At 65.6% G+C, this 18,577-nt stretch carries 15 protein-coding genes; 3 read left to right on the forward strand and 12 right to left on the reverse strand.

Annotated elements, in window-relative coordinates:
* Positions 1-265 precede the first annotated feature (265 nt).
* From dapD to JQ616_RS31050, 3 genes are all read right to left on the reverse strand, one after another.
* Positions 266-1,252 carry a 2,3,4,5-tetrahydropyridine-2,6-dicarboxylate N-succinyltransferase gene (dapD, locus tag JQ616_RS31040; RefSeq protein WP_212021316.1) on the reverse strand — a complete coding sequence of 329 codons (987 nt, stop codon included), beginning with the start codon at positions 1,250-1,252 and terminating at the stop codon, positions 266-268.
* 67 nt (positions 1,253-1,319) lie between these two features.
* Positions 1,320-3,185, reverse strand: a complete 1,866-nt coding sequence (locus tag JQ616_RS31045) for a sigma-54-dependent Fis family transcriptional regulator (RefSeq protein ID WP_212021318.1) — start codon at positions 3,183-3,185, stop codon at positions 1,320-1,322.
* 211 nt (positions 3,186-3,396) lie between these two features.
* Positions 3,397-4,422: a DUF1254 domain-containing protein gene (locus tag JQ616_RS31050; RefSeq protein ID WP_212021320.1), complete on the reverse strand. Its 1,026-nt coding sequence runs from the start codon at positions 4,420-4,422 to the stop codon at positions 3,397-3,399.
* Positions 4,423-4,531: 109 nt separating this feature from the next.
* Here JQ616_RS31050 and JQ616_RS31055 point away from each other — a divergent pair, with 109 nt between their 5' ends.
* Entirely contained in the window at positions 4,532-5,419 is an 888-nt protein-coding gene (locus JQ616_RS31055) for a LysR family transcriptional regulator (protein WP_212021322.1), read from the forward strand.
* Positions 5,420-5,517: 98 nt separating this feature from the next.
* Here JQ616_RS31055 and glgX read toward each other — a convergent pair whose 3' ends face one another.
* The 3 genes from glgX to JQ616_RS31070 form a co-directional block, all read right to left on the reverse strand.
* Entirely contained in the window at positions 5,518-7,641 is a 2,124-nt protein-coding gene (gene glgX / locus JQ616_RS31060) for a glycogen debranching protein GlgX (RefSeq protein WP_212021324.1), read from the reverse strand.
* 364 nt (positions 7,642-8,005) lie between these two features.
* Positions 8,006-8,719, reverse strand: coding sequence for a RadC family protein (gene radC, locus JQ616_RS31065; RefSeq protein ID WP_212021326.1), 714 nt, complete (start codon positions 8,717-8,719; stop codon positions 8,006-8,008).
* A 51-nt stretch (positions 8,720-8,770) separates the two neighbouring features.
* Positions 8,771-9,634, reverse strand: coding sequence for an intradiol ring-cleavage dioxygenase (locus JQ616_RS31070; protein ID WP_212021328.1), 864 nt, complete (start codon positions 9,632-9,634; stop codon positions 8,771-8,773).
* Positions 9,635-9,804: 170 nt separating this feature from the next.
* Here JQ616_RS31070 and JQ616_RS31075 point away from each other — a divergent pair, with 170 nt between their 5' ends.
* A complete protein-coding gene (locus JQ616_RS31075; RefSeq protein WP_212021330.1) occupies positions 9,805-10,524 on the forward strand; it encodes a DNA-3-methyladenine glycosylase I in 720 nt (239 codons plus the stop codon).
* 15 nt (positions 10,525-10,539) lie between these two features.
* Here the strand turns inward: JQ616_RS31075 and map are convergent, their stop codons facing one another.
* Both map and JQ616_RS31085 read right to left on the reverse strand, forming a co-directional pair.
* A complete protein-coding gene (map, locus tag JQ616_RS31080) occupies positions 10,540-11,364 on the reverse strand; it encodes a type I methionyl aminopeptidase (protein WP_212021332.1) in 825 nt (274 codons plus the stop codon).
* 168 nt (positions 11,365-11,532) lie between these two features.
* Positions 11,533-12,849: a mechanosensitive ion channel family protein gene (locus JQ616_RS31085; protein ID WP_212021341.1), complete on the reverse strand. Its 1,317-nt coding sequence runs from the start codon at positions 12,847-12,849 to the stop codon at positions 11,533-11,535.
* Between the two features lie 239 nt (positions 12,850-13,088).
* Here JQ616_RS31085 and JQ616_RS31090 point away from each other — a divergent pair, with 239 nt between their 5' ends.
* Positions 13,089-14,882 (forward strand): potassium/proton antiporter, encoded by a 1,794-nt coding sequence (locus JQ616_RS31090; RefSeq protein WP_212021343.1) that lies wholly within the window; start codon positions 13,089-13,091, stop codon positions 14,880-14,882.
* A 9-nt stretch (positions 14,883-14,891) separates the two neighbouring features.
* On the opposite strand, the gene JQ616_RS31095 is transcribed toward JQ616_RS31090, so the two are convergent.
* The 4 genes from JQ616_RS31095 to modA form a co-directional block, all read right to left on the reverse strand.
* Entirely contained in the window at positions 14,892-16,127 is a 1,236-nt protein-coding gene (locus tag JQ616_RS31095) for a hypothetical protein (RefSeq protein WP_212021345.1), read from the reverse strand.
* A gap of 222 nt (positions 16,128-16,349) precedes the next feature.
* A complete protein-coding gene (gene modC, locus JQ616_RS31100; protein ID WP_212021347.1) occupies positions 16,350-17,021 on the reverse strand; it encodes a molybdenum ABC transporter ATP-binding protein in 672 nt (223 codons plus the stop codon).
* A 2-nt stretch (positions 17,022-17,023) separates the two neighbouring features.
* On the reverse strand, positions 17,024-17,719 hold the full coding sequence (modB, locus tag JQ616_RS31105) for a molybdate ABC transporter permease subunit (protein WP_212021353.1): 696 nt from the start codon (positions 17,717-17,719) through the stop codon (positions 17,024-17,026).
* The gene (gene modA / locus JQ616_RS31110) at positions 17,719-18,504 is read right to left on the reverse strand and encodes a molybdate ABC transporter substrate-binding protein (protein WP_212021708.1); all 786 of its coding nucleotides are present in this window, start codon (positions 18,502-18,504) and stop codon (positions 17,719-17,721) included. The genes modB and modA overlap by 1 nt, the downstream gene beginning before the upstream one ends.
* Positions 18,505-18,577 lie beyond the last annotated feature (73 nt).

An 18,577-nucleotide genomic window follows, 5' to 3' on the forward strand; every position in this document is an offset into this window, starting at 1 on the left:
CGCTCCGTGGCGTTGAAGGCGAAAACCGTACGATACCACCTTTCCCGCGCGGCCGGAACAAGTCAGCCCTTCTTACGGGGTACCCACGTCCGAAGGCGTGTCCGAGCGGCGCGGCTCGCTTAGCCGTAATGCCTGCGCGCACGAGCGATCCGCGCGGAGCGCGATCAACTTCCTGAAGCGGCTTGCTGCGGGCCCGTGATCCCCGGCGTCGCTCGCCGCAGGTGCTACGGCCGCCGCCTATGTTGGGCCAGCATCGTCATTGCTCTCATGTGACAGCATGAAGAGCGGGGTTCAGGCTGCCCCAGGAAGTGTTGCGCGGAATCGCTTCGATCGCCCCTGTCTGCGAATGGCGTCGAAACAGAATGTTGGATTTGCCGGATAGCTCGAGCGCCTTGACGACCTCTCCCGAACGCTGGCGGACGAGCGTGCCGGCGGTGATGTAGCAACCGGCCTCGACAATACAATCGTCGCCAAGCGCGATGCCGGTGCCGGAATTGGCGCCGAGCAGACAGCGCTCGCCGATCGACACGACCTGCTTGCCACCACCGGAAAGGGTGCCCATGATCGATGCGCCGCCGCCCACATCCGTGCCGTCGCCAACCACGACGCCCGCACTGATGCGTCCCTCCACCATCGAGGTCCCCAAAGTCCCGGCGTTGAAGTTGCAGAACCCCTCATGGAGCACGGTCGTTCCGTGTCCCAGATAAGCGCCCAGTCGCACACGGTTGGCATCGGCGATGCGGATGCCCTCCGGCACGACGTAGTCGGTCATGCGCGGCAGCTTGTCGATGCTGCGGACTTCCAGGGTGGAGGACGATGCGCGAGCGGCCCAGCGAAGCGCTTCAATCTGCTCGGGCAGGCAAGGCCCCATCGACGTCCAGGCAACATTTGCAAGGATGCCGAATAGTCCATCCAGATTGGCGCCGTGCGGCCGGATCAGGCGGTGGCTCAGGAGATGAAGGCGCAGATAGACATCGTGAGCATCTTGCGGAGGTTGCGCCAGATCCTCAATGACGGTCTTGACCGGGATCACCGAAACTGCGCGGCGCGCATCCGTGTGCAAACACGCCGCTGCTCTCTGATCCAGGGCAGCGCCGGCCTGCTCGGCCGTGAGAACCGTTGACCCGGATGGGCCGGCCGGCTTGCCGCGCCTCGGCGCCGGGAACCAGGTGTCAAGGACGGTGCCATTATCCGCGACTGTGGCCAGGCCATATCCTTCCGCGCCCGGCTGTTCGTGGTGTGCTTCATTCACGTCGGATCATCCTTCCATTCGCGACCGGCATGCCATCTCGAAAAATGGCACGGCAACGCGTCGTCAGCTAGCTGTCCGGCCCGATCTTCAACGTCTTGATCTTCCGGTACAAGGTCGCGCGGCTGAGCTTGAGCGCCTTTGCCGCGTCGTTCACCCGGCCGCCATTGGCGCGCAACGCCTCGACGATCGCGGCGCGTTCGGACGCGGTATGATCGGCCTCCACATTGCGCGCGGCGAACGGCGGCAGGTCGAGATCGGCCTCGGTGATGACGCCGCCCTCGGCGGTCGCGCCGGCGAGCCGCAGCACGTGGCGAAGCTGACGCATGTTGCCGGGGAACGGATAGGCCATCAACTGCGCCCAGGCCTCGGTTGAGATCCGGCAGTGCGGCGCTTCCTCATCGGCGATTTGTGCGATCACATCCTTGCGATCGGCGCGTTCACGCAAGGCGGGCAAGCGGATTTCCATGCCGCGCAGCCGGTAATACAGATCGGAGCGGAAGCTGCCGTCCTCGGCCATCCGCGCCAGATCACGATGCGTGGCGCTGATCAGGCGGATGTCGACCGGCACCGGCTTCAATGCGCCGAGCGGCCAGACCTCGCGATTTTCCAGCACGCGCAGCAGCCTTGTCTGCAGCGCCAGCGGCATGTCGCCGATCTCGTCGAGGAACAGCGTGCCGCCGCTCGCCTGCACGATCAGGCCCTTCGATCCTTCGCGCCGCGCGCCGGTGAAGGCGCCGGCCTCGTAGCCGAACAGCTCGGCATCGATCAGGCTCTCCGGCATCGCCGCGCAGTTCAGCGCGACATAGTTGCGGCCGGCGCGGTTGCTCGCGGCATGGATGGCGCGCGCGAACACGTCCTTGCCGGCGCCGGTCTCGCCATGCAGCAGGATCGGCAGATCGAGATTGCCGACCGTCATCAGCCGCTTCACGCCCTTGATCAGCACGGGGTCGCGGCCCGCCAGCCGATGCAGGGCGCTGAACTGTCCGGACGATTGTTCGCGCGGCGATGCCGGCAACGGACGCGGCGAGCGCGTGCGCACCGGCGGCGCCACGCGGCCGCGTCCCCATGGCGTGCCGTCGGCGCGGCGCAGCGTGACCGGCTCGTCGGCGGCCCGCGTCGCGCGATCGTCGAGTTGAATGAGATGCGACAGGTCGATGCCGTCGTCGATCATCGCATCCGTCAAACCGAAGACGCCGCGCGCGGTGCGGCAGGCGCCGACCACGCGGCGGTCGTCGTCATAGGCGAGCATGCCGTGCCCGTCGCCGGGCAGGGTCGCGATCCAGGAGGCGCGGTAGCGGCGGCGGAAGAACGACTGCTCGATCCGCCGCGTTGCCTCCGTGGTGACCGCAAGCGCCAGTTCATGCGCGCTACGGCCGAGATCGCTGCGGCAGGAGGAGATGTTGACGGCGCCGGCCAGTCGCCCGGCATGATCGAACAGCGGCGACACCGCGCAGGTGAACATGTGCCACTGCTCGCGGAAATGCTCGTCGCCATGCACGATGATCGGCCGCTGCTCGGCGAGCGCGGTACCGAGCCCGTTGGTGCCCTCGAAAGTCTCGGCGAAGTTCGAGCCGGTGTAGATCTTCCACTCCAGGAACATCCGTTCGTAATCGCCCCCGGGCAGCCGGCTCACCAGCATGGTGGCGTTGGGATCGGCGAGGTTGACGCAATAGCCGGCGTCGTGGAGCACGCGGGCAAGATCCTCGATCTCCGGGATCGCGACCTGGATCAGATCCTCCATCGGCTCGGCGATGTGCCGGACCTCGGATTCGGTCAGGGTCTGCGGCGGCCCGCGCCGGGCCGGATCGAGGTTGTGATTGACCACGCAGCGCCGCCACGACGCGGCAATCCGCGCCTCGGTGTCGACGCCGGCCACTTGATTGGCCGCCGATAAGACACGGGCGACGTGATTTGAGGCCGAAAGATTGGCCATCCAGAGGTCTCCACCCTGTATTTTAGGCGAAGTCTGGCAGCCCATGGCCGAATGTCAATTGGCCGACGGGGTCGCGGAGAGGGGACGTTGGGAGTGGGAAGACGGCTTTGGAGGGCGGATTAGCGAAGCGTAATCCGCCGTTCCGCGTGCGGGTCTGCGGCGGATGACGCCTTCGGCTAATCCGTCCTACGAACCTGTGTCGTCGACGGCCTCACTCCACTGGCCGCGCCTCGGGGAATTTCCAGCTGCCGTCGAGAACCGCGGCGCGCGGTTGAAACAGCCGCACGGTGTAATTCCAGCCCTGCGTGATCGGCAGGCAGTTGGCGACCTCGCCGTCGCAGCCGCCAAACTGGATGGTGATTGCGCCGTCGGCGGCCTTCATGGCCGTCACGCTGTTCACCGCGTAGCTGTTGGTCGGGTTCGGCTGCAGATAGCCCTCACTGTTGTAGACCGTAAGCGACCAGAAACCGTCGACAGGAATATTCGTCACCGTCAGCGTGTGGATGGTGCTGCCGTCGTTGCGCGCCGGCGTGGTCGGAAGATACAGCGCGTCCTTCTCGGGATTGCCGCCCCACAGCATGGCGCTGCCGATCAGGTGCTTCACTGGATCGACGTGATGCTGATCTGCGCCGAACATGCGCCGTGTATCGGAGACCGTGGTGCCGAGTTGCAGCAGCGCGGCCTTCACTTTGCCGAGGCTGGCTTCGTCCCAGTTCGGAATCTCGAATGTGCCGGAGCGATCCTGCTGCGATGAGATCGCATCCTGCCGGGTGTGGACTTGCTGAATCTCGTCCTTGCTCGAAAAATCGACCAGGACGCGCACGACCGCAATGGCGTAGCGCGTGCCGATCGTCTCGCGCGTCAGGGTGTGGCTGCCCGCGCCGTAATAGACGCCGGTGGTGTATTGATCCTCATTGACGATCTGCATCGCCATGAAGCGCCAGGCGCCGTCCGGTAGCGTGATCGTCACCGGTCCGGCATCGAGATCGAAGATCGCGAACGAGTACAGCGTGTCGCGGTTGGGGCGGACGATGCCTGACTGCATCGGTGGTGCCAACTCGCGACCATGACGGAATTTTCCGAAGCCGCCGCCTTTGACCACGCCGGCGAAATAAACGTCGGTCTGGGCGCGATTGTAGTTGTCGACGGTGACGGGTTGCGGCGCTGCCGCTGCGTGGGCCGATGCGGCCGAACTCGCGAACGCGAATGTCATGGCGGCCAGGATGCTGGTTTTCATGGGCTCTCCGGAGGTGAGGTCGCTGATGGCCGGAGAGGTAAGCCAGCCAATTATGAAAATGAACGCCCATGAATGGCAACAGGCCTACCGAATATGATAGGCTTCGTGCATGGATCTCAACGCGGTCAGGATGTTCGTCGCGGTCGTTCAGGCCGGCAGCCTCTCGGCGGGAGCCGCCCGCCTCGAGATTCCGCTGCCGACCTTGAGTCGCCGCATCCGGGACCTCGAACGGCAGCTCAAGGTGCAGTTGCTGGAGCGATCGGCCCGTGGCGCGAAACTCACCGACGCCGGCGCGCGGCTGTACGAACGCGCGGGTCAGGGCATCGAGCAGCTGCTGGAGGCCAAGCAGGCCGTCGTCAACGACCAGATGCAGCTGAAAGGACGGTTGCGGCTATCGTTGCCGCAGACGTTCGAGCCGTGGTGGGAGTTGCTGGCTGCGTTCCAGCAGCGCTATCCCGACATCCAGCTTCACCTCTACTCGACCGAGCGCCGTGTCGACCTTGTCGAGGACGGCATCGATGTGGCGTTGCGGGTCGGCGCGATCGTTCACGAGGCGATGGTGGCACGCCGCGTGCTGTCCTTCCGCAATGTTCTCGTCGCCAGTCCGCGATTAATCAAGCGCTTCGGCATGCCGAAGCATCCGGATGCGCTTCATGATCTGCCGTGCGGGGTGTGGGCGTCGCGGATCGATACCCAGGTGCGATGGGAGCTCGGTGGACATATGATCGAACCGAGGGCCGTGCTGTCCACCAATGACTATCATCATCTGTGCACCCGCGCGCTGCGCGGCGACGTGGTTACCGAGCTGCCGCCCTTCCTGGCAGCCGCGGCGATCCGTGAGAAACGCCTGGTCCGGTTGCTGCCGCAGCACCCGTTGTCGGAATGGTCGCTCCATTTGCTCTATCCGCCGCACCGTCACCAATCGACCATCGTGCGAACCTATCTGGATTTCTGCCAGGGCTATCTGCCGAAGATCGTGCAGGCGTGCACGGTGTGAGCCGACGTGCACCCCGGACGAGTAGGGCGGATTAGCCGAAGGCGTAATCCGCCGTCTGTCGGATCGAGTGGCGGCGGATTACGCTGCGCTAATCCGCCCTACGGGACCTGTTTTGGTTCGCCGGCGGTGAGCAACACAAACGAACGGCCAGCCGCCTTGTATGTGCTCTCGAACGCGAACTGCGCGCCCGCCGGCTGCTCCGGCGTTTTGGTGTCGAGCAGCAGCGACCAATGCGGGCCGGCCGACGTAGCGGGCAGCTTGAAGTCGACCTCGCCCTCATAGCTGTTGAGGATCACAAGCACGGTGTCGTCCTCTCCCTCGCGGGCGATCGCGGTCTTGCGGGCGCGGCCGTCGAGCACGGCGCCGAAGCATTTGATCCAGCCGGTGGTCCAGTCGGCCTGCGTCATCTCCACGCCGGACGTGCTGATCCAGACCACGTCGCGGATTTCGAGCTGCGGATCGCGGTCGCCTGATAGGAAGCGGCTGCGGCGCAGGATCGGATAGTCGCGCCTGAGTTTGAACATCCGTTTGGTGAAGGCGAGCAGTTCGTTGGCGTCGGCGGACAGATTCCAATCGAACCAGGAGATATCGTTGTCCTGGCAATAGGCGTTGTTGTTGCCGCGCTGGGTACGGCCGAACTCATCGCCGCCGAGCAGCATCGGCGTGCCCTGCGAGGCCAACAGCGTCGCCAGCATGTTGCGCTTCTGGCGTTCGCGCAAAGCGATGATCTCGGGATTGTCGGTCGGCCCCTCGGCGCCGCAATTCCAGGAGTGGTTGTCCGACGAGCCGTCATTGTTGTGCTCGCCGTTGGCCTCGTTGTGCTTGTTGTTGTAGCTCGCCCAGTCGTTCAGCGTGAACCCGTCATGCGCGGTGATGAAGTTGACGCTGGCCCAGGTGCGGCGGCCCTCGCGGTTGAACACGTCGTGCGAGCCGAGCAGGCGCGGGGCCAGGCTGCCCGGTGCCGCCTCGCCGCGCCAGAAGTCGCGCACCGTGTTGCGGTACTTGTCGTTCCATTCCGCCCAACCCGGCGGGAAGCCGCCGACCTGGTAGCCGCCGGGGCCGCAATCCCAGGGCTCGGCGATCAGCTTGACGGTCGCGAGCAATGGGTCCTGGTTCATTGCCTTGAGGAAGCCGGACTGCTCGTCGAAGCCATAGACCTCGCGCGCCAGGATGGTGCCGAGGTCGAAGCGGAAGCCGTCGACATGCATGTGGCCGGCCCAGTAGCGCAGGCTGTCCATCACCAGCTGGATCACCCGCGGATGCGACAAGTTCACCGTGTTGCCGGTGCCGGTGTCGTTGATGTAGTAGCGCCGCTTGTCGGGCAGCAGGCGATAATAGCTCGCATTGTCGATGCCCTTCAACGACAGCGTCGGGCCGCGCTCATTGCCTTCGGCAGTGTGGTTGTAGACGACGTCGAGAATCACCTCGAGCCCGGCGCCATGCAGCCGCGCCACCATTTCCTTGAATTCGCGCAGGCTGTTCGGCACGTCGGCGGCGTAGCGCGGGTCCGGCGCGAAGAAGCCGATCGTGTTGTAGCCCCAGTAATTGGTGAGGTGCTTCTCCAGAAGATTGCTGTCGTTGACGAAGGAATGCACCGGCAATAGCTCGACCGAGGTGATGCCGAGCGCCTTCAGATAGTCGATCGCGGCATTCGAGCCGAAGCCCGCGTAGGTGCCGCGCAAGTGCTCGTCGATGTCGGGATGCTGTTTGGTAAAGCCCTTGACGTGGGTCTCGTAGACGACGGTCTCGTCCCAATGGGCTTCCTGCCGTTGCGGCTCCTGCGCCCAGTCGAAATGGGGATCGCACACCACGCATTTCGGCATGAACGGCGCGCTGTCGCGCTCGTCGAAAGTCAGGTCGTCGCCGCTCTCCATCTTGTAGCCGAACACCGCCGGATTCCAGGTCAGGTGGCCTGCATGGGCGCGGGCATAGGGATCGAGCAGCAGCTTGTTCGGATTGAAGCGGTGGCCGCCGTCCGGTTGGTAGGGGCCGTAGACGCGATAGCCGTAGAACGTGCCCGGCTGCACGCCGTTGATGAAGCCGTGGAACACCTGGTCGGTATATTCCGGCAGCTCGAAGCGATGCGTCTCGCGCTCGCCGTCGAACAGGCAGACCTCGACCTTGGTGGCATTGGCGGAGAACACCGCGAAATTGGTGCCGTGGCCGGCCCAATGGGCGCCGAGCGGATAGGGCAGCCCTTCCTCAATCACATAATCGGACATCGCGTCTCCCAAAGCCTAGGAACAGCCAAATCAACCAGCAACAAACGCCGCCGCGCGAAAAACGTTGCATGGGTGGTTCTAGCGGCAGTTGCTGATGGTCCGTGTGACGCTTCAAACGCGGCGCTGCTCTCTCCATCGCCATTCGCCGATGCGCAATTGCGCATCTGAGGGTGAACGAAGCGGATGTGTGACTCACAGAGCGCGCAACATATTCACCGTCGTCCCGGCGAAGGCCGGGACCCATTACCACGAATGCGGATTGTTGCGCGACGCTGGTGCCACAGCCTGCTTTCAACAACGTAGCCTTGTGGTTATGGGTCCCTGCTTTCGCAGGGACGACGGAGAGAGCGCGACGACAGCGAGACTATATCAGTCGCATGCCCTTGAAGCTGGTATGCCCGTTCTTGCCGACGATGATGTGATCATGCACGGCGATCCCGAGCGGTTTTGCGATGTCGACGATCGCTTTGGTCATCTGGATGTCGGCCTGCGACGGCGTCGGGTCGCCGGACGGGTGATTGTGCACCAGGATCAGGGCGGTCGCGGACAATTCCAGCGCGCGCTTGATCACCTCGCGGGGATAGACCGGGGTGTGATCCACGGTGCCGGTCTGCTGCACCTCGTCGGCGATCAACTGGTTACGCTTGTCGAGGAACAGCAGGCGGAACTGCTCCTTGTCGGCGAATGCCATGCCGGTGCGGCAATAGGCGATGACGTCGTTCCACGACGACAGCGCGATGTTGCGCCTGATCTCGCCCTTGGCGATGCGCCCGGCGGCGGCGGCGAGAAGCTTGAGCTGGTTGATCGAGGCATCCTTGACGCCGTCGACCTCGCGCAGCCGCGCTACCGGCGCATGCACCACCTCGGCGAAGGAGCCGAACTTCTTCAGGAGCGCCTTGGCCAACGGCTTGGTGTCGCGGCGCGGGATGGCGGCGAACAGCGCCATCTCCAGCAGCTCATAATCGGTCAGCGCCTCTGGCCCCGCCGCATAGAAGCGCTCGCGCAGCCGTTCGCGATGGCCGTGATAGTGCGGCGTCTCGTCGGTGTCGTCGTTGCTGGCATCGGGCTTGGCGGGCATCGGCCACAACCATGCCGTGCCTGCCGCGATTTGCAAGGGCCAAGCGTTGCGCTACGGCGAGCGCTTCAGGCCGGGGATCAGCGCCGCCAGCCGGTCCTTGATCTGGTGGCCGCGTATCATGCCTCCCGGCATCATGCCGGCCGGCGGCGGGCTCGGTGGCGGTCCAGGCGGCATACCCGGAGGTGGGCCACGGCGCGGCTGCATCGCGATCTCGGTGCGCCTGTCGACGCCGAGCGTCAGCGTCGCGACATAGCGGTCCTTCTCCTCCTTCACCGCGCAGAACGCGCGGCGATCCGGATCGGCGATCTCGACGACATGGTCGTTTGCGTTCAACGTGCTACGCGGCCGCGGGCGGCCCGTATAGTCCGGCGCATTGGCGTAGATGAATTCGTTCAGCGCATCCGGCAGGAAGGTTTGGCCGGTCAGCACGTTCCTGTCGTCGAGGAAGACCTTGAAATGGATATGCGTGGCGCGGCCTTCATACCAGCCGGGATAGATGGTGTTGAACGCGACCCACCCCGCAGCGTCGGTCGTCTGCGTGCCGCGCAGGAAGCTCTTGCTGGTCTCGTCGATATTGTGCGCGTCGCCCTGGCCCGGAAATGCCGAATAGAGGCCCTGCGCGTCGCAATGCCAGATGTCGACGCGCGCGGCTGTGACCGGCGTGCACACGCCGGCCTCGATCACGCGCAGCCGCAAGGTCAGCGGAATCCCGGCCTTGCCGTCGGTGACGTCGGAGCGCACTAGCTTTGGATCGGCATAGAACGGCCCTTCCTCCGCCTGCGGCATCAGGATGCAGGCTTCCGCGCTGTCGACCGGCCGGCTCTCGGATGCGGCGGCGGCTTGCCGTGCCGGCAGCAGGCCTGCTGCGGTTGCCGAGATCAGGCCGAGAAAGCCGCGGCGCGTGGACTTGTCCAATCATCACTCCTGTCGTTGGCGCGGGAGGCTTCCCATTTCCCACTCAGCGTGGCGACATCAGGACGGTTTGGTTTCTCGATGTGGGCGCGCCTGCGACGGTTTGCCACGATGCGGCGGGCGAACTACGTTTGGCCGCAACATTTCGAAATCGAAAAAAAGGGGAGGGCGGCGTGACATCGTTCAAGGTGATCCGCGCACGCGCCGAGAAGCGCAAGGGCGGGCCGAAAGCGTTGGAGAAATTGCTGCGGCCGCCGGCAGGCGCCAAGACGCTGGCCAAGCTCGGCGACGACCGCGTGCTGGCCGAGATGACCAAGCGCGTGTTCTGCGCCGGTTTTGCCTGGAGCGTGATCGACGCCAAATGGGAGGGCTTCGAGGCGGCGTTCCTCGGCTTTGCGCCCGCCAAGCTCGCCTTCAAATCAGATGAATTCTGGGAGAAGCTGACCAGCGACACCAGGATCGTGCGCAACGGCGCCAAGATCATGTCGGTGCGCGACAATGGCCGCTTCGTGCAGGAGATCGCGCGCGAGCACGGTAGCTTCGGCAAATTCCTTGGCGCCTGGCCGTCATCGGATGAGGTCGGATTGCTGGACCTGCTGGCCAAGCGCGGCAGCCGGCTCGGCGGCAACACCGGGCAGATGCTGCTGCGCTTTCTCGGCTGGGACGGCTTCGTCACCTCGCGCGATGTCGTCGCCTGCCTGCGCGATGCCGGGCTCGATATCGCCGAAGAGGTCAAGTCGAAGCGCGACCTCGCCAAGGTGCAGGGGCAGTTCAACGCCTGGGCCGAGGAGACCGGGCTGTCCTATCTGCATCTGTCGCGGATCTGCGCGATGTCGATTGGCGACAACCACACGCCCGAGGAGATCGTCGCCCGCACGCGGAGCGACTATTGATTGATCGCGATCGGATTACACCTGCACCCACGGCTTCTCGCCGTGGCGCTCGGACAGCGTGAAGATCTCGACGCCGTCGGCGGTGACGCCGACCGAGTGCTCGAACTGCGCCGACAGCGAGCGGTCGCGGGTCACCGCGGTCCAGCCGTCGGACAGGATCTTCACGTGCGGCTTGCCGAGATTGATCATCGGCTCGATGGTGAAGAACATGCCGGGCTTCAGCGGCGCGCCTTCGCCGGGGCGGCCGATATGGATGATGTTCGGCTCGTCATGGAACAGGCGGCCGAGGCCGTGACCGCAGAAGTCGCGCACCACGCTCATGCCCTGCGGCTCGACGAAGCTCTGGATGGCATGGCCGATGTCGCCGGTGGTGGCGCCGGGCTTCACTGCGGCAATGCCGCGCATCATCGCCTCATAGGTCACCTCGATCAGCCGCTCCGCCTTCCGCGCGATGGCGCCGATCGCATACATGCGGCTGGAATCGCCGTACCAGCCGTCGACGATGAAGGTGACGTCGACATTGACGATGTCGCCTTCCTTCAGCGGACGGTCGCCCGGCATGCCGTGGCAGACCACGTGATTGATCGAGGTGCAGGTCGAGTAGCGATAGCCGCGATACATCAGCGTCGCCGGATAGGCGCCGTGGTCGAACGCGAACTTGCGCACGAAGTCGTCGATGTCAGAGGTCGGGACGCCCGGCTTGACGATGTCGGTGAGCGCATCGAGGCACTTCGACACCAGCGCGCCGGCCTTGCGCATGCCGGCAAAGCCGCTCGGCCCGTGCAGCTTGATCTGGCCGGTCTTGCGAAGCGAGGTGTCAGTGGCGTCGATATAGCTCATGGGCGGGATGTTTCTGCGGGCAAGGGGCTGATTTCAGGCCCTAATTTAATGATCGGCGCGCCCGGCGCAAGCCAAGCTTGAGCATGGGGACAATGTCCACACGGATTGATTTCAGGGCGCATTTCGGAACAGCGGCGGCAAGACCGCGCAAAACCGGGCTCAAAAAAGCTAATTCGAGACCTCGACCACGCTCTCGACCGGCAGCGCGCCGCCGCGGATGCGGAGTTCCCGCACCGGGTAGGGGACCTTGATGCCGTCCTGCTTGAAGGCGTCCCACAGCGACAGCATGACGTCGCTCTTCACATTGTCCATGCCGTCGGGATCGGCGATCCAGAACGTCAGGGAGAACTTCATCCCGGCCTCGGCGAACTCGGTCAGGATGCAGTTCGGCGTCCGGCCCTTGGTGGCGCGCGGATGGGCCGCTGCGGTTTCGATCCCGAGCTTGCAGACCTGCCGCGGATTGGCATCGTAATTGGTAGCGAAGGCGATCTTCACCAGCGTGTTCTTGTCGGTGTAGGTCCAGTTGGTGACCCTCTGCGTCACCAGATCCTCGTTCGGGATCAGGAACTCGCGGCCGTCGCCGGCGGCGACCGAGATGTAGCGGGTCTTCATCGCGCTGATGCGGCCCGAATTGTCGCCGATCGTGACGAGGTCGCCGGGCTTCACGGATTTGTCGACCAGCAGGATCAGGCCGCTGATGAAGTTGGCGACGATCTTCTGTAGACCGAGACCGATGCCGACGCCGGCCGCGCCGGTGAACACCGCGAGCGCGGACAGGTTGATGCCCACCGCGCCGAGCGCGATCACGATCGCCAGCACCATCAGCCCGATGCGGATGATCTTGACCAGCAGCACCTGGATCGACGGCGTCAGATCGGTGGCGCGGTTGATCCGGCTCTCGGCGAAATTGCCGGCGAGGTTGGTCAGCCACAGCGCCACGATCAAGAGCGCGCCGGCCTTGAGCAGCAGCAGCGGGGTCAGGCGGAGGCCGCCGACCACGACTGCGTAGGAATCCAGCATGTCGGCCGCCCAATCGAGCTGGCCGATGATGCTGAGCGCCGCCACCACCCAGGCCGCGATCGACACTGTCTTCACGATGAAGGCGTTGTCGATCACCGAGGTGACGAGCCGGATCACCAGCCAGGCCAGCGCCAGCTTGGCGGAGACCGCGATCAGATAGCTGCGGCTCGGCCAGGTCGCGTGCCACATCACGATGCGCGAGATCACCATCAGCACCGCGAAAACCGCGGTGGAGGCGCTCGCCACCACCACGCGGACGAAATGCCGGAGCGGCAGCGGCCAGCGCATCGCCAGCGACGCCATGTTGACCCGCGCATGGATAGCGGTATCGGCGGCGTAGGCGAGGCCCGCGGCGGCGAGGATGATGCCGAATTGCAGGTAGAACCAGGGCGAGGCGACCTCGGCGCCGACCGAGCGCGCTGCCAATTGGATCGATTCCAGGACGTCCTTCCAGCTCATGTCCATTGGCAAAGTCTCAACTCGAGGCGCGGGTCAGGCAAATGTGATTCGAATGCACGCTGAGAATTCCACAACAGCGCTCACGCGACCATCGATACACCACAGTGTCGGGGCGACCTAGGGCAGGCAAAGCCGGGCGGATTGCCGCTGAGGGCAGAAATCGGTTGGCGTCCCAGTGTGGCGACGATAAGGATGCAATTGCAAGTATTTGAGACCCCCCAAGTCGTTGAGACCTCCAAAGACGCATGGCATCCCTCGACTCCGTCAGTATAGCGATCCTGCTCGGTGCAGTGCTGGTGATGGCCGGCATCCTGTCCAGCCTGCTGGCGTTGCGGTTCGGCGCCCCCTTGCTGCTGGTGTTCTTGCTGGTCGGCATGCTGGCGGGCGACGCCGGGCCCGGCCACCTCCAGTTTGACGACGTCCGCACCACCTATCTGGTCGGCTCGGTGGCGTTGGCGCTGATCCTGTTCGACGGCGGATTGAAGACGCGGTTTGCCAGCATCCGCACCGTGCTGGCGCCCTCGATGATGCTGGCGACCGCCGGCGTGCTGCTGACCGCGCTGATCACGGCGCCGGTCGCCCGCTACGTGCTCGACCTCAACTGGACCGAGTCGCTTTTGGTCGGCGCCGTGGTGGCCTCGACCGATGCTGCGGCGGTGTTCCTGCTGGTGCACACCCAGGGCCTGCGCCTGCGCCCGCGCGTCGGCGCCACGCTGGAGGCGGAATCCGGTACCAACGATCCGTTCGCGATCTTCCTCACCTTGATGCTGGTCGAGTTCATCTCGATCGGCCAGAGCTCGGCCTCGCATATCGCACTGGAGTTCATCCAGGAGGCGGTGCTGGGCGCCATCATCGGGGTGATCGGCGGCCGGCTGGTGGTGATCGCGCTGAATCACGTGGCGCTGCCGCAGGGCCTGCATGCGCCGTTCGTCACCACAGCTGCGCTGGTGATCTTCGGCGGCTCGCAGATCGTGCACGCCTCGGGATTCCTCGCGGTCTATCTCGCCGGTATCATCATCGGCAACCGGCCGACCCGTGCGCATAATTCGGTGGTGACATTCCTCGACGCCGCGACCTGGCTGGCGCAGATCGTGATGTTCGTGCTGCTCGGCCTCCTGGTCTCGCCGCATCGGCTGCTCTCCAGCGCCGGCGGCGCGGTGATAGTGGCATTCGCGCTGATGCTGGTGGCGCGGCCGCTGGCGGTGCTGATCTGCCTCGCGCCGTTCAAGTTCAACTGGCGGGAGAAGGTCTTCATCGCCTGGACCGGCTTGCGCGGCGCGGTCGCGATCTTCCTCGCCTCGATCCCGATGCTGGTCGGCCTGTCGAAGGCCTATCTCTATTTCGACGTCGCCTTCGTCGTCGTCATCATTTCGCTGCTGTTGCAGGGCTGGACGCTGGCACCGGCGGCGCGGAAGCTGCATGTCGCGCTGCCGCGCGCCGAACGTGGCCCGCGCCGCGTCGAGCTCGATCTGCCCGGCCAGTTGGAGCAGCAGCTGGTCGGCTATCCAGTGCGGCCGAAGAGCCTGTATTTCCGCCGCGGTCTGATCCCGTCCTGGTCGAAGCCGACGCTGGTGATCCGCGACGAGCGGATCCTGACGCCGACCGAAGCCGATCCGGTCGCGCCCGGCGATTACATCTATCTGCTGGCGCCGCCGGAGCGCGCCGAAGCACTCGATCGCTTCTTCGTCGACATGGCGCCGTCGAGTGCGCCCGACCCGCATCTGCTGGGCGACTTCATGGTCTCGGCCGAGCATACGCTGGGCGAGCTCGCGGAGATCTACGGCGTCAAGGTCAACGAGGACAAGGCCAAGCTGACGCTGGCTGACTATTTCGACATCAATCTCGACCGCGCGCCGAAGGAAGGCGCCGAGCTTGCGCTCGACGAGATCGTGCTGGTGGCGCGCAGCATCAGCGGCGGCCGCGTCAATGTCGTCGGCCTGCGCCTGCCCGAGGAAGAGGAGGAGGTCGCGCCGCAGACGCGGATGCAGACCGTGCGGCGCAAGCTCGCCGATATCTGGGCGTCGGTGGCGGGGGTCTGAGCCGCGGCCTCACTGCTTGCGCAGGAAGCTCGAATCCGGGGCGAACTTCTTGATCATGTCGGACAGGCCGTCGTCGGCGGGCGGGCCTTTCGCAGCGTCTGGCTTGGACTCGTCCTTGATCTTCTGGCCGGAAATCTCGGCCAGCGCCGCAAGCAGCGTCTCGTCGAGATTATCGGCGGCGCTCTTTGCAGGTGATGTCTTCGCAGGCGGCGTCGGCGACGCTGGGTTCGGTTGGCTGGGCGCGACGGTGCGGATCTCGGGCTCGGGCTTCGCCTCCGGCGGTGCCGGCTCCGGCATCGACGGAGGCTTGGATGCGTCCGCCCGCCGGGCAGCGGCTTCGCTGACAGCGGCGATCAGCGATGCTTCGAGGTCAGCGGGAGTTTCAGGCGGCGGTGCGGCCGGTATCGGCGGTGGCACAGCGGACACTGGCGGCGGTGCCACGTCCGGCCTCACATCGCGGGCTGCGCGGCCGAACAGCGGTTCGCGCTGGCTCGCCGTCGACGGACGGCTGTCGGTGGTCTTGCCGGGCTCCTTGTTGGATTCCTTGTTAGGTTCTTTGGCAGTCTTGAACAGACCCGCGCGTTCGGCGGCGATCCTGGCGGAAGCCTCCTCGACCGCACCGAGCAGGGACGCTTCCAGCGCATCGGTGGGATTGGTCGGTGACGTCGCTGGCTTGGCGGCAGGGGCGGCCACCTGCTTTGGCTCGGGCCGGGGCGGCAGTGGCGGCGGCCGCGATGCCTCGACGGGCGCGGGCGGCGGGACTGGCTGGCCGTCCCGGGCGCGCGCGATGATGCCGTCGACGATCGCCCCGAGGCGGCCCTTGTCGGGGGCGGCGAGGTAGCTGGCGGCCAGCTCGTCGACATATTGCGGGCCGTAATCGGCGAGCACCTTGGCGAGCTGGGCAAGATCGGGGTCGCTCTCGACCAGCCGGCGCCAGGTCTGCCGGTCGTAGGGCGCGTCGTCCCTGTTGTCGGGCCAGGCCACCCGGCGCGGCTGGCGCTGCGGCCCGGTGTCCTGGCCGGTGACGGGGTCGAGGGTGGGCGGCTGCAGCCCGGCGCTGAGGCGGGGCGGTGTAAATCCTGTGGCGCTCGCCGGCACCGGGTCGTCGGCCCCGCGTCGGCGCCGCTCGGCGACCTGCAGCGAGATCAGGCCAATGCCCATCAGCAGGAAGCCGAGCGCAGCCCACGAAATCGTGGCGCACATGAGCCCGCCGATCAGCAGCAATACCCAGCCAGTCAGTCGCACGATGCACCTTTCCCCATGCCCGATCGGGATGTCCCGACGCGGGCCTAGCAGACAAGATGGGCTATCTTATGCCGACTTTCGGAAAAACGGCCAGCTGAGCGTTTCGAGCGGAGTGGGCACCTAGAGCCTTTCCCGTTCCGATAGAATCGGAACGGGGCTCTAGACTCTTGTTGTGACGCGTTTTCTTTACGCGAACCGGTATCCACTTCGCTCGAAAACGCTCTAGGCGCCCGACGTCAACACCTTGACACCGCCGAACGCGGTCACCTGGCCCCGGCGCAGCATCACGATCTGGGTGGCGAGCTGGCGCAGCTCGGCGGCGTCGTGGCTGACATAGACCATGGGCACGCCGGCCTCGTCGCGCAGCCGGACCAGATAGGGCAGGATCTCGAGCTTGCGGCTTTCGTCGAGCGCGCCCAGCGGCTCGTCCAGCAGCAACAGCCGCGGCTTGGACAGCAGCGCCCGGCCGAGCGCGACGCGCTGGCGCTCGCCGCCGGAGAGCTTGCCGGGACGGCGGTCGAGCAGGGCGCCGATGTCGAGCAGGTCGACGACGCGCTTGTGTTGCGCGCCATCCTCGGCGAGGCGGTTCATGCGGCGGCCATAGTCGAGGTTCTGGCGGATATCGAGATGCGGAAACAGCCGCGCGTCCTGGAACACGTAGCCGATGCGGCGGCGCCAGGTCGGGACGTGGATGCCGGCCGCGGTATCGTCGACGGTCTCGCCGTCGATCACGATGGTGCCGCGATCGGGACGCACCAGTCCCGCGATGGTGTTGATCAGCGAGGTCTTGCCGGAGCCCGACGCGCCGAACAGGCCGGTGACGCGGCCCTCGCTGGTGAACGATGCCGCGAGCGAGAATTCTCCGAGCTGCTTTTGGATGTCGACGCGCAGCATTGCTATTGCCCGTGCAGGCGCGCGGTGGCGCGGCGCGCGAATACTTCGGCAGCAATCAGTGCGCCGACCGCGAGCACCACCGAGATGATCACCAGCCGCGCCGCGGCGCTGTCGCCGTCGGGCGTCTGGATCAGCGAATAGATCGCCGACGAAATGGTCTGGGTTTCGCCGGGGATATTGGAGACGAAGGTGATGGTCGCGCCGAACTCACCGATCGCCTTGGCGAAGCCGAGCACCATGCCGGCCAGCACGCCGGGCAGCGCGAGCGGCAAGGTCACCGTCGCGAACACCCGCCAGGGCGCAGCGCCGAGCGTCTCGGCCGCCTGCTCGAGGCGGCGGTCAACAGCCTCGATCGAGAGCCGGATCGGCCGCACCAGCAGCGGAAACGACATCACGCCGCAGGCGAGCGCAGCACCGGTCCAGCGGAACGCGAACACGATGCCGAGATGATCGGCGAGCCAGCCGCCGACCAGCCCGCGCTTGCCGAAGGTCAAGAGCAGCAGATAGCCGGTGACGACCGGCGGCAGCACCAGCGGCAGATGCACCGCCGCATCCAGCAGCGATTTGCCCCAGAAATCACGCCGCGCCAGCAGCCAGGCGAGCGCGATCCCGAACGGGGTCGCCACCAGCGTTGCGATGACGGCGACCCGCAGCGACAGCAGGATCGCCGTCCATTCGGTCGGCGAGATCTCGAACATCAGGTCGTCGGGCTGACCAGGAACTTGAAGCCGTACTTCTCGAGGATCGTCTTCGCCGCGGACGAGCGCAGGAAGGCGAGATACTCGGTGGTCTCGGGCTTCGCGGTCGTGGTCGCCGCGACCGGATAGATGATTGCGGGATGGGTATCGGCCGGGAAGGTGCCGACGATCTTGACGCCGGGCTCGACCTTGGCGTCGGTCGAATAGACGATGCCGAGCACGGCCTCACCGCGCGCCACCAGCGTCAGCGCCGCGCGTACGCTCTCGGCCATCGCGAATTTCGGCTCCGCGGCCTGCCAGGCGCCGAGCTTCTCGAGCGCGGCCTTGGCGTATTTGCCGACCGGCACCGCCTTGACGTCGCCGGTTGCGATCTTGCCGTCGCCGGCGAGCTTGGCGAGATCGAAGCCAGGTCCGATATTGACGTTGTCGATCTTGGAATCCTTCGGTGCGATCAGCACGATCGAGTTGCCGAGCAGGTTGACCCGGGTCGGCTCGTTGATGTTCTTCTGCTTGATCGCATAGTCCATCCAGTCGGTGTCGGCGGAGACGAACACGTCGGCCGGCGCGCCCTGCTCGATCTGCTTGGCGAGCGCCGAGCTCGCGGCGTAGCTGGCGTTGATCTTGACGCCGGTCTTGGCGGTATAGGCCGCATCGATCTCGTCGAGCGCGTTCTTCATCGAGGCGGCGGCAAAGACGGTGAGCGTCTTGTCCTCGGCTCGCGCGGGCGAATGGATCGCGCCGAACAGGATGACGAAGGCGGTGAATAGTCCGGCAAGCCTTGAAATCGAAAGTCGTGACATGGAAAGCGCTCCGTGCGAGCTCGCGCGCGAACGGCACGCGCAAATCAGGCGTTGGGTG

This window comes from Bradyrhizobium tropiciagri, assembly GCF_018130545.1.
Classification (GTDB): domain Bacteria; phylum Pseudomonadota; class Alphaproteobacteria; order Rhizobiales; family Xanthobacteraceae; genus Bradyrhizobium; species Bradyrhizobium tropiciagri_A.

Excerpts from the sequence above, each read along its gene's own strand:
- JQ616_RS31045 (WP_212021318.1), bottom strand. The coding sequence starts at position 3,185 with ATGGCCAATCTTTCGGCCTCAAATCACGTCGCCCGTGTCTTATCGGCG.
- modB (WP_212021353.1), bottom strand. The coding sequence starts at position 17,719 with ATGTTCGAGATCTCGCCGACCGAATGGACGGCGATCCTGCTGTCGCTG.
- JQ616_RS31085 (WP_212021341.1), bottom strand. The coding sequence starts at position 12,849 with ATGGACATGAGCTGGAAGGACGTCCTGGAATCGATCCAATTGGCAGCG.
- modC (WP_212021347.1), bottom strand. The coding sequence starts at position 17,021 with ATGCTGCGCGTCGACATCCAAAAGCAGCTCGGAGAATTCTCGCTCGCG.
- JQ616_RS31090 (WP_212021343.1), top strand. The coding sequence starts at position 13,089 with ATGGCATCCCTCGACTCCGTCAGTATAGCGATCCTGCTCGGTGCAGTG.
- JQ616_RS31050 (WP_212021320.1), bottom strand. The coding sequence starts at position 4,422 with ATGAAAACCAGCATCCTGGCCGCCATGACATTCGCGTTCGCGAGTTCG.
- map (WP_212021332.1), bottom strand. The coding sequence starts at position 11,364 with ATGAGCTATATCGACGCCACTGACACCTCGCTTCGCAAGACCGGCCAG.
- JQ616_RS31055 (WP_212021322.1), top strand. The coding sequence starts at position 4,532 with ATGGATCTCAACGCGGTCAGGATGTTCGTCGCGGTCGTTCAGGCCGGC.
- radC (WP_212021326.1), bottom strand. The coding sequence starts at position 8,719 with ATGCCCGCCAAGCCCGATGCCAGCAACGACGACACCGACGAGACGCCG.
- glgX (WP_212021324.1), bottom strand. The coding sequence starts at position 7,641 with ATGTCCGATTATGTGATTGAGGAAGGGCTGCCCTATCCGCTCGGCGCC.